Source organism: Glycomyces albidus (assembly GCF_009451885.1).
Lineage (GTDB): Bacteria > Actinomycetota > Actinomycetes > Mycobacteriales > Micromonosporaceae > Glycomyces > Glycomyces albidus.
In genome coordinates this window covers 1-10,348 of sequence record NZ_WIAO01000067.1, presented here as the reverse complement: position 1 = coordinate 10,348, position 10,348 = coordinate 1, and the positions used below count along the sequence as shown (strand labels likewise).

9 protein-coding genes are annotated in these 10,348 nt (G+C 71.6%); 6 read left to right on the top strand and 3 right to left on the bottom strand.

Features of this window, described 5'->3' with window-relative positions:
* Nucleotides 1–1,952: translation initiation factor IF-2 (gene infB, locus GFD30_RS25675; protein ID WP_153027992.1), on the top strand; the 1,952-nt coding region annotated here is incomplete at its 5' end.
* A gap of 1 nt (nucleotide 1,953) precedes the next feature.
* On the top strand, nucleotides 1,954–3,387 hold the full coding sequence (locus GFD30_RS25670) for a DUF7782 domain-containing protein (protein WP_153027991.1): 1,434 nt from the start codon (nucleotides 1,954–1,956) through the stop codon (nucleotides 3,385–3,387).
* A gap of 6 nt (nucleotides 3,388–3,393) precedes the next feature.
* On the opposite strand, the gene GFD30_RS25665 is transcribed toward GFD30_RS25670, so the two are convergent.
* The 3 genes from GFD30_RS25665 to GFD30_RS25655 all read right to left on the bottom strand — a co-directional run bounded on the left by GFD30_RS25665 (nucleotide 3,394) and on the right by GFD30_RS25655 (nucleotide 5,916).
* The gene (locus tag GFD30_RS25665; protein WP_322633623.1) at nucleotides 3,394–4,041 is read right to left on the bottom strand and encodes a response regulator transcription factor; all 648 of its coding nucleotides are present in this window, start codon (nucleotides 4,039–4,041) and stop codon (nucleotides 3,394–3,396) included.
* Nucleotides 4,032–5,294: a sensor histidine kinase gene (locus GFD30_RS25660; protein ID WP_153027990.1), complete on the bottom strand. Its 1,263-nt coding sequence runs from the start codon at nucleotides 5,292–5,294 to the stop codon at nucleotides 4,032–4,034. Before GFD30_RS25660 ends, GFD30_RS25665 begins: the two co-directional genes overlap by 10 nt.
* A gap of 85 nt (nucleotides 5,295–5,379) precedes the next feature.
* Nucleotides 5,380–5,916 carry a DUF6069 family protein gene (locus GFD30_RS25655; RefSeq protein WP_153027989.1) on the bottom strand — a complete coding sequence of 179 codons (537 nt, stop codon included), beginning with the start codon at nucleotides 5,914–5,916 and terminating at the stop codon, nucleotides 5,380–5,382.
* Nucleotides 5,917–6,076: 160 nt separating this feature from the next.
* Here GFD30_RS25655 and GFD30_RS25650 point away from each other — a divergent pair, with 160 nt between their 5' ends.
* The 4 genes from GFD30_RS25650 to truB all read left to right on the top strand — a co-directional run bounded on the left by GFD30_RS25650 (nucleotide 6,077) and on the right by truB (nucleotide 9,444).
* The gene (locus GFD30_RS25650) at nucleotides 6,077–6,373 is read left to right on the top strand and encodes a DUF503 domain-containing protein (RefSeq protein ID WP_322633622.1); all 297 of its coding nucleotides are present in this window, start codon (nucleotides 6,077–6,079) and stop codon (nucleotides 6,371–6,373) included.
* 135 nt (nucleotides 6,374–6,508) lie between these two features.
* Complete coding sequence (gene rbfA / locus GFD30_RS25645; protein WP_153027988.1) at nucleotides 6,509–6,961, top strand: 30S ribosome-binding factor RbfA; 453 nt, start codon at nucleotides 6,509–6,511, stop codon at nucleotides 6,959–6,961.
* On the top strand, nucleotides 6,958–8,295 hold the full coding sequence (locus tag GFD30_RS25640; protein WP_322633621.1) for an MATE family efflux transporter: 1,338 nt from the start codon (nucleotides 6,958–6,960) through the stop codon (nucleotides 8,293–8,295). The genes rbfA and GFD30_RS25640 overlap by 4 nt, the downstream gene beginning before the upstream one ends.
* A gap of 216 nt (nucleotides 8,296–8,511) precedes the next feature.
* On the top strand, nucleotides 8,512–9,444 hold the full coding sequence (truB, locus tag GFD30_RS25635) for a tRNA pseudouridine(55) synthase TruB (RefSeq protein WP_322633620.1): 933 nt from the start codon (nucleotides 8,512–8,514) through the stop codon (nucleotides 9,442–9,444).
* The last annotated feature ends 904 nt before the right edge of the window (nucleotides 9,445–10,348 follow it).

The window sequence follows — 10,348 nt, the reverse complement described above, 5'->3', positions numbered from 1 at the left end:
CGGGCGGCGGCGGCAAGGCGCGCGGCGGCGGTGCCGCGGGCGCGTTCGGCCGCGGCGGGCCCCGAGGCAAGAGCCGCAAGTCGCGTCGCCAGCGGCGCCAGGAGTTCGACAACCTCGCAGCGCCGAGGATGCAGTCGGGCGCTCCGCGAGGGAACGGCGAGACCATTCGCCTGGCCCGCGGCGCGTCGCTCTCGGACTTCGCCGACAAGATCGGCACCCTGCCGGGCACGCTCGTCCAGGAGCTGTTCGGCCTGGGCGAGATGGTGACCGCCACGCAGTCCGTGTCCGAGGAGACCTTCGAGCTGCTCGGCGCCCACCTCGACTGGGACATCAAGATCGTGTCCCCCGAGGAGGAGGACCGCGAGCTGCTCGCGCAGTTCGGCATCGACCTCGACGAGGAGGACAAGGACGACTTCGTCCCGCGTCCCCCGGTCGTCACGGTCATGGGCCACGTCGACCACGGTAAGACGAAGCTGCTGGACGCCATCCGGCACACGAACGTCGTCGCCGGCGAGGCGGGCGGCATCACCCAGCACATCGGCGCGTACCAGGTGCACGTCGAGCACGAGGGCGAAGACCGCGCGATCACCTTCATCGACACCCCGGGCCACGAGGCGTTCACCGCCATGCGCGCCCGAGGCGCGAACGTCACCGACATCGTGGTGCTCGTGGTCGCGGCCGACGACGGCGTCATGCCGCAGACGGTCGAGGCCCTGAACCACGCGAGCGCCGCCGGCGCCCCGGTCGTGGTCGCGGTCAACAAGGTCGACCTGCCGGACGCGAACCCGGCCAAGGTCCGCCAGCAGCTCACCGAGTACGGCCTGGTCGCCGAGGAGTACGGCGGGCAGACCATGTTCGTCGACGTGGCCGCCAAGCCGCGCATCGGCATCACGGACCTGCTCGAAGCGGTGCTCCTGACCGCCGACGCGTCCCTGGAACTCGAGGCTTCGGAGACCGGCAACGCGCAGGGCATCGCGATCGAGGCGCACCTCGACAAGGGCCGCGGCCCGGTCGCGAGCGTCCTGGTCCAGAAGGGCACGCTGCGGGTCGGCGACTCGATCGTGGCGGGCGGGGCCCACGGCCGCGTCCGTGCGATGCACGACGCCGACGGCAACCGCGTCACCGAGGCGACCCCGTCGTTCCCGGTGCAGGTGCAGGGCCTCGCGTCCGTCCCGATGGCGGGGGACGTGTTCCTCGCCGCCGACGACGACCGCATGGTCCGCCAGATCGCCGAGCAGCGGCAGGCCCGCCGCCGGGCGGCGCAGCAGGCGTCCCGCGTCTCGCGCACCACGCTCGAGAACCTCATGGACAAGATCGCCGAGGGCGAGCGCACCACGCTCTCGCTCATCATCAAGGGCGACGGCGCCGGTTCGGTCGAGGCCCTCGAAGAGGCCCTGGTCGCGCTGGAGATCCCGGAGGAAGTGCACCTCCAGGTCATCCACCGCGGCGTCGGTCCGATCACCGAGAGCGACGTCAACCTGGCCGCGGCCGGCGACGGCGAGTCGGCGACGATCATCGCCTTCAACGTCCGAGCCGAGGGCCGCGTCCGCGACATGGCCGAGCGCGAAGGGGTGGACGTCCGGTACTACACGGTCATCTACCAGGCGATCGAGGAGATCGAGACCGCCCTCAAGGGCATGCTCAAGCCCGAGTACGAGGAAGTCGCGCTCGGTACGGCGGAGATCCGCGAGGTGTTCCGCTCGTCGAAGCTCGGCAACATCGCCGGTGCGCTCGTCACGAGCGGCTCGATCAAACGCAACGCGAAGGTCCGCCTCATGCGCGACGGCGCGGTCGTCACCGAGACGACCATCTCGTCGCTGCGCCGGTTCAAGGACGACGCCACCGAGGTCCGCGAGGGCTTCGAGTGCGGATTCACCTTGAAGAACTACAACAACATCGAAGAGGGCGACATCGTCGAAGCCTTCGAGATGCGCGAGAAGCCGCGCGCGTAAGGTGCGGCTCCTCCAGCCCGATGCCGCGGCGCGGCTCGGCGAGGCCCTTCGGGGCTTCCGCCGGGCCGCGCTGTCGGCCGTCTACGGCCCGGAAGCGATGGCCGCCGCCGACCGCGGCGACTACCGGGCCCTCCTCGCGCAATGCGGGGACGACCCGCTCGGGGTGTTCACGCGCCTGTTCGTCGCCGGGGTGCCCGTGCCGGCTCAGGCGGTCGCCGACGCCTTGGCGCCCTTCGGTTTCGACGAGGCCCGCGAGTGCGGTCTGGTGTGGGGGGACACCGAGTACCTGGCGGGCTGGGGCGCCCAGTTCGACGGGGACCGCCTCCTGTTCTCCGACCAGCTCCCGAACACGACCGGCGCCCGCATGCGCGAGCACGTCCTCGGCATCGGGGGCGCCTCGAGGCTCCTGCTCGACCTGACGCTGCGCGGGCCGGTCGCGACCGCGCTCGACGTCGGCACCGGCTGCGGCGTCCAGGCGCTCGCCCTGACCGGGCACGCCGAGCAGGTGACGGCCACCGATCTGAGCGAGCGCGCCCTCGCGTTCGCCGCCCTGAACGCGGCCGTGAACGGCACCGGACTCGAACTGCTGCAAGGCGACCTCCTCGCGCCGGTCGCGGGCCGCACCTTCGACCTGGTGGTCGCGAACCCGCCGTTCGTGATCGCCACGCCCGGCTCGGGCTGGACCTACCGCGACGGCGGCCGCGAGGCTGACGGCGTCGCCGCCGAGCTCGCCGCCGCGTCCACGCGCCTGCTTAACCCGGGCGGCACCATGCAGTTCCTCGCGAACTGGCTGCACCGCAAGGGCGAAGACTGGTCCGAGCGGGTCGCCGGCTGGTTCCCCGACGAGGGCGTGCGGGTGTGGGCCGTCGAGCGCGAAGTGCTCGATCCGCTCGACTACGTGCGCACCTGGCAGCGCGACTCCGGCGAATCCCACGACGCCGAGCAGGCCGCGGCCTGGCTCGACTGGTTCGAGGCCAACGACGTCGAGGCCGTCGGCTTCGGGTTCGTCACCGCCCGCCGCGTCACCGGACCGTCCGAAGTGGTGTGCGAGGAGGCCCGGCACGCGGTCGAGACCCCGTGGAGCGACCGGGTCGCCGACTGGTTCGCCGTGCGCGAGCGGGCGATCGAACCCGAGGCGCTGTGGACGGCGCGGCTGCGCGTCGCCGACGGGACGGTGCTCCAGCAGACCGCCGCGATCGGTGGCGAGGGCTGGGACGTCGACCGGCAGTGGCTCCAGCAGGCGAACGGCATGCGCTACGCCGAGGAGGTCGACCCGCTGATCGTCGCGTTCATGGGCGCCTGCGACGGACGGGCCGAGGTCCGGCTCCAGGTGCAGCTCCTCGCCGACACGTACGGGGCGGAGCCGGCGATGCTGTACGCCCAGCTCTACCCCGTGATCCGGCGCCTGATCGAGCGCGGCTTCCTCGTGCTCTAGGCGGCCCTAGGACCGCAGGTACGCCAGGACCGCCTTGACCCGGCGGTGGTGGTCGCCGTCCTCGCTGCTGAGCGCCAGCTTGGTGAAGATGTTCCGGATGTGCTTCTCGACCGCGCCGTCGGAGATGAAGAGCTTCTTGCCGATCGCCTTGTTCGAGTGGCCCTCGGCCATGAGGCCCAGGACCTCCTTCTCGCGGGGCGTCAGCGTCGCGACGGGGTCGTTCTTGCGGCGCCTGACCATGAGCTGCGAGACCACCTCCGGGTCGAACACGGTGCCGCCGGCGGCGACCCGCTTGAGCGAGTCCATGAAGTCCTCGATGTCGATGACCCGCTCCTTGAGCAGGTAGCCGACCGCGCCGCGCGCGTCGGCCAGGAGGTCGTCGGCGTAGGAGACCTCGACGTACTGGCTCAGGATGAGCACGGGCGCGCCCGGGACGACCTCCCGGGCGCGGGTGGCGGCCCTGAGCCCTTCGTCGGTGAACGACGGCGGCATCCGCACGTCGACCACCGACACGTCCGGCCGGTGCTCGGCGACCGCCTCGACGAGGGCGTCCCCGTCCCCGACCTCGGCGACCACCTCGCAGTCGAACTCCTGCAGGAGCTTGACCAGCCCGGACCGGATGAGCACGGCATCATCGGCGACCACTACACGCACGGAACCTCCACGACGATCACGGTGGGACCGCCGTCGGGGGAGTCGATGGTCCACTGGCCCTCGACGGCCTTGACCCGGTCGGTCAGGCCCGAGAGCCCGTGCCCTTTCGAGACGTGCGCGCCCCCGACCCCGTTGTCGCCGACCGAGAGCACCAGCCTATCGCCCCAGTCCTCCACCGACACGGTCGCTTTGGTCGCCTGGGAGTGCTTGGCCACGTTCGTGAGGCATTCGGCGGTCACGAAGTACACCGTGCTCTCCACCGCCGCCTTGTACCGGCCGTTGAGGTCCGTCTCCAGCTCGACCGGCACGAGCGAGCGCGCCGCCAGGGCCGCGAGCGCCGCGTCCAGGCCGCGGTCGGTGAGGATCGGCGGCGCGATTCCGCGCGAGAGCGACCGCAGCTCGTCGATGGTCTCCCGGGTCTGGGCGATCGCCGACTCCAGGGTCTCCTGCGCCGCTTCGGGATTGACCGCGAGCTGGCGCTTGACGCGGGCGAGCTCCATGCCCAGGCCGACCAGGCGCTGCTGCGGCCCGTCGTGGATGTCGCGTTCGATGCGGCGCAGCGCGTCCGCCTCCGCGGAGGTCGCCGCCGCCCGGGACTCCTCGAGCTGGTCGATCCGCTCGTGCAGGCCGCTGATCGAGGTGAGCATCCCCTTGCCGATGAGCGCCTCGGCCATCGCCATGCCGCGCACGACCGGGACGATCGTGAGGGCCATGACCGCGCCGCCGATGAGGGCCAGCGCGGACAGCGCCAGGTACGAGTCGCCCCAGCCGAGCCAGCGGGTCGCGTATGCCAGGCCGGACTCGTCCTCGCCGGTGGCGGCGATGATGATCCATCCGTACGCCGGCCACAGCAGGGTCCCGAGCATCACCGCCCACCACACGACCGCGATCACGAACCCGGCGATCGCCACCGGCAGGACCGCGACCGCCCACAGGACGTTCAGCCAGGACTGGCCGTCGGTGAGCGCGGTCAGGAAGCGCCGCAGCCCCGAGGCGTCCTCGGGGGCCCGCTTGTACCGCGGCCGCGGCAGCTCGCGGCCCAGGACGGCGGGGAGCATCGCGCGGCCGGCGGCGGCCATGCCGCGCATGGCGAACAGCGTGGCCGCGGCGATGGGCACGCCGATCCAGATGACCGCGGTGCCGACGCCGAGGACGGTCCCGACGACGCCGATGATGAAGGAGGGCAGGGCGATGAAGAACATCGACAGGAGATAGCCCGTGTCGGTCCCCAGTTGCCGGAGGCTTGTACGCATGGGTCAACAGTAGGAAAGCGGGCCGCCCGGTACGACCCGGCGGTCCCGCTTGTTCCCGGTAGGGCTGTCCCTACCATCGGGCCCCTCAGAGCGTCCCGTCTTCGTGCACGATCCGCCCGACCCGGGTCGCGATCCCCGCGACCGAGTTGAGCAGGCTCATGATGCACATGCCGATGACCAGATTGATCGCCGCGGTGGCGATCTGCGACGCCGGTTCGGCCGACACGGTGAACGGGATGAGCACGCCCACCGCGACCACCAGCAGCATGATCCAGTTGAAGAAGCTCATCGGCCGGGGCATGAGCAAGAGCAGCAGGTGCACGGCCGCCGTCGCGAGGATCGCGACCGCGAACGCGCCGAACGCGTACGTCGTGGTCGTCGCGTCGCCGTAGGCGCCGGCGTCCGACGGGGACAGGATGTGGATCCCGAGCACGCCGCGCACCAGCAGGATGCCGACGAGCGCGACGAGCGCCGCGACCACCGCCGTCCCGAATCCGCCCGCCCACAGCCTTCCGGCGTTCACGACCGGCCGCTCCTCCGGCTCGGGTGCGACCGGCGGGATGGGCTCGGTGGGCTGCTGTTCCTGAAAGTTCCGGTCCCAACCTCGTTGCGGTGCCGCCATGACTCCTCCTCGGTCCGTTTCCGACCTCTCAAGGCAGGTACCCGTGACGGAAATCGCGAAACCGGCGATTCCCGGCGCTGCGAGCGGGACGGTCCGGGACCGGACGCGGCCGCCGCAAAAGATCTTGGGAATGTCACCGGCGGACGCGTAATCTAGAGCGGTGTTCACTGGATGTGTTGAATTCGACCTCCTGCTGCCCCCGGACTCCCGCTCGCTGAAGGCCAAGCGCTCCTACGTGCGCCCGATCGTCGCCTCGCTGCGGAAGTACGAGGTCGCGGTCGCCGAGGTCGGCGACCAGGAGGTCCACGGGCGCACTACGATCGGCGTCGCGGCCGTCGCGGGCGACCACCGGCACGTCCGGGAGATCCTCGACGCCTGCGAGCACCACGTCGCGGGCCGTCCCGAAGTGGAGCTCCTCAGCGCCCGGCGGCGGGTCTTCGGGCCCGCGGACGAATGAGCACGGCGAGCGGGTTCGGGCGAGTCGGCCGGGCGGACCGCAGGCTGAAGCAGTAACCGGCGCACCGAAGACGGTGCGCGGTCGACCAAGGCGCATCCGACCGGAGGTGCGCGTGAAAGCGGAAGGCAGAGAGCGATGGCAGACGCCGCGAAGCGGGCCCAGGTGGCGAAGCGGGTCATGGAGCTGACCGCCCAGGCGGTCCGCAAACTCAAGGACCCCCGGGTCGGCATGGTCACCATCACCGACGCGCGGATCACCCCGGACCTGCGCGAGGCCACGGTGTTCTACACCGTCCTCGGCGACGAGGACCAGGTGAAGGCGTCCGCGGCGGGACTGGAGCGCGCCACCGGGCACCTGCGCACCACCGTCGGGCGGGCACTGGGGATGCGGCACACGCCGTCCCTCCAGTTCATCGCCGACACCGTCCCGGACCAGGCCAACCGGATCGAGGAACTCCTCGCCAAGGCCGCCGCGGCCGACGCGGAGGTCCACAAGATCGCCGAAGGCGCCGCCTACGCCGGCGACGCCAACCCGTACATCGAGAAGGCCGAGCCCGAGGACGAGGCGGCCGAGAAGCCCGAACGGTGACCCCGGGCGCCCCCGCCGAACCGGCCTCGGCCCCACCGAAGCCGGCCTCCTACCGCACGATCGCCTCCCTGGCGATCCCCGCACTCGTCGTCCTCGCCGCCGAGCCGATCTACCTGCTCATCGACACCGCCGTGGTCGGACACCTCGGGGCGGTGCCGCTCGCGGGCCTCGCCCTCGGCGGCGTCATCATGGGCCTCGCGCCGCTCATCGGCGCCGTCCTCGCCTACGGCACCACCGCCCGGGCCGCCCGCCGCTACGGCGCGGGCGACCGGGCCGGCGCCGTCGCCGAAGGCGTCCAGGGCACCTGGATCGCGCTGGCCGCGGGCCTGCTCATGATCGCGGCGATCGAGGCCGCCGCCGGCCCGCTCGCGCGCCTCATGGGCGACGACCCGGCCGTGGAGGCCGCCGCGGCCGAATGGCTCCGCGTGGCGATCCTCGGCGCGCCGTTCCTCCTGGTCGCCGGGGCCGGCCAGGGCTGGATGCGGGCCGTCCAGGACACCCGCCGGCCCATGTGGTTCGTCTCGGCGTCGTTCCTGCTCTCGGCCGCGCTCGCCCCGATCCTGGTCTACCCGACCGGGCTCGGCCTGGTCGGCTCGGCGTGGGCGAACGCGGTGGCGCAGGCCGTCTCCGGGACGCTGTTCCTCCTGGCGCTGCGCCGCGAGGAGGTGAGCGTGCGCGTGGACTGGCCGCTCATGTCGAAGCAGCTCGTCGCCAACGGCGACTTGATCGTCCGCGGGGCCGCGTTCCAGGTGAGCTCGTTCTCGGCCGCCGCGGTGGCCGCCCGCGTCGGCACGGCCGCGCTCGGCGCACACCAGATCGGCATGCAGCTCTGGTTCTTCGCGGCGTTGGCCTTGGACGCGGTGGCGATCGCCGCCCAGGCGCTCATCGGGGCCGACCTCGGCGCGGGCCGGCCCGAGGCGGCGAAGGCGTCCGCGAGGCGCATCACCGCCGTCGGGGTCGGCTACGGCTCGCTGTTCCTGGTCGGGGTGCTCGCCCTGGTGCCGGTGCTGCCGGGCCTGTTCACTTCCGATGCGGCCGTGAGGGACCAGCTCGGGAACGTGTGGCCGTGGCTGGTGCTGCTGCTGCCGGTCGCCGGGGTCGTGTTCGCGCTCGACGGCGTCCTCATCGGCGCGGGCGACATGCGCTTCCTGCGGAACATGACCGTGGTCTCGATCGCGAGCGGCCTGCCGTTCATGTGGCTCACGCCGGTCTTCGACTGGGGCCTCGCGGGCATCTGGGGCGGCATCGCCGTCTACATGCTGGTGCGGCTCGGACTCATCCTGTGGCGCTTGCGGTCCGGTGACTGGGCCGTCACCGGCGCCGAGCGCGCCTGACGAACTCTGTCTCACGATGTGAATTCCGAGCGGTGAGGCACCTGAACCTCCGTTAAGGTTTCGAGGATGAACACGCATTCGTCACCTCGCCGCAAGCGCCGCGTCCGTCCCAATAAATGGGATGAAGAGAAGGCGGAGGCGCTGCGCGCGCTCCAGGAATCGCTCGACCGCCACCAGTAGGCGAGGCGCTCGGGCGGCCGGTTAGCCTCTACGACCGTGACCGCTGCGCAGAACGGCCCCCGGCCGGGCCTCATCGTCGTCGACAAGCCCCAGGGCATCACCTCCCACGGGGTCGTGGCCCGGATGCGCCGCATCTGCGGCACCCGCAAGGTGGGCCACGGCGGCACCCTCGACCCGATGGCCACGGGCGTCCTCATCGTCGCCGTCGGCAAGGCCACCAAGCTGCTCACGTACGTCTCCGGGCTCGACAAGTCCTACACCGCGACGATCCGCCTCGGCGAGTCCACGGTCACCGACGACGCCGAAGGCGACGTCACCGGGTACGCGAACCCGCAGGCCGTCACCGAGGAGCGGATCCGCGCCGGGCTCGCGGCGATGGTCGGCGAGATCGACCAGGTGCCGAGCTCCGTGAGCGCGGTGAAGATCGACGGGAAGCGCGCCTACAAGCGAGTCCGCGAAGGCGAGGCCGTCGAGCTCAAGCCGCGCCGCGTGACCATCGCCTCGATCGAGGTCGGGTCGGTCAGGCCGTCGGTCTCGGCGGCCGGCGAGGATCTGCCGGTCCTCGACGTCGACATCGACGTCTCGTGCTCCTCGGGCACCTACATCCGCGCCATCGCGCGCGACCTCGGTGCCGCCCTCGGTGTCGGCGGCCACTTGACTGCGTTGCGCCGCACCAGGATCGGTGGTTTCGGCCTCGACGCAGCCGCCACGCTCGACGTCCTCGCCGAGCGCTCCGACGCCGGCGAGCCCCTCGGCGCCCTCACCATGGGCGAGGCCGCCGCCCGCCTCATGCCGACGCGCACCGCGACCGCCGCCGAGGCCAAGGCACTGTCCTACGGCAAACCCCTCGACGCCGCCGGCATCGCCGGCCGCTCCGCCGTCCTCGACGAGCAGGGAGAACTCCTCGCCGTCCTCGTCGAGCAGGGCGACATCGCCAAACCGGAAACGGTCTTCGCCGCGGCCTCCTAGAACGCGAGCATTCACGCCCTCCCCGGGCGAACACTCGAGCGCCCGAATCGTCGGACCCGCCTGGCACCGTTGCGCACCGGGGGCCCAACCCGGGGCCTCGCTCCCCGAGGTGCCGTGCGGCCGCGACCGGATCGTCGGACCCGCCTCGGCCGCGATTGAGAATTGAGAATTGAGAAAGCCTCCGGTTGAATCTGTTGCGCTGCAACAAGGTGCATCGGAGGCTTCAATCGTCGAGCGTGACAGCACGCAGGGACTTGACCGAGAGCGGAGTGTCTCGTTCTGCGGCGGCTTTCGTCGGTTGGAACTCGCGCTTCGCTCCCTGATCCGGCCGGGACGATGGAGTCCGGTGTCGGCACGGTTGCGTGTTGAGGGTGGGTGCGGGTTGCGGTCAGGGCGGCAGCGATGAGGGGCGGGATTCGGTGCGGGCCCGGTGGCACGTTGCCGGTTCACGCAGGTCGAGGTCAGAGCGGCAGCGACGGAAGCCGGTAAGTGGCGCAGGGTCGGGGGCGTGCTGGGGGTGCATCCGGGTCAGGGTCACAGCGGCGGCGACGAGGGGCGGGAGTCGGTGCGGGCTCGTTGGCGTGTTGCCGGTTCGCGCAAGTCGGGGTCACAGCGGCGGCGACGAGGGGCGGGAGTCGGTGCGGGCTCGTTGGCGTGTTGCCGGTTCGCGCAAGTCGAGGTCAGAGTGGCGGCGATGAGGGTGTGTCGGCCGGGTGGGTGTTCGAGGCTCGGGCCGGGGCGGGTGGCGCACGCCCCGGGGGTGGGGGTCGTGCCAGATTACTTGGGACGCTTGAGGACTGGTGTGCAAATGTGAGTGTGCTCTAGTCGTGTGGGTGATGACGGTGTCGCACAGGGGTGCGAGAATTGGGGTACGCACAGGGACAGGGAGTTCGGTGCAGGTGCG

Coding starts and splice junctions, on each gene's coding strand:
- GFD30_RS25655 (WP_153027989.1), bottom strand. CDS start 5,916: ATGGCGGCACCGCAACGAGGTTGGGACCGGAACTTTCAGGAACAGCAG.
- rbfA (WP_153027988.1), top strand. CDS start 6,509: ATGGCAGACGCCGCGAAGCGGGCCCAGGTGGCGAAGCGGGTCATGGAG.
- GFD30_RS25660 (WP_153027990.1), bottom strand. CDS start 5,294: ATGCGTACAAGCCTCCGGCAACTGGGGACCGACACGGGCTATCTCCTG.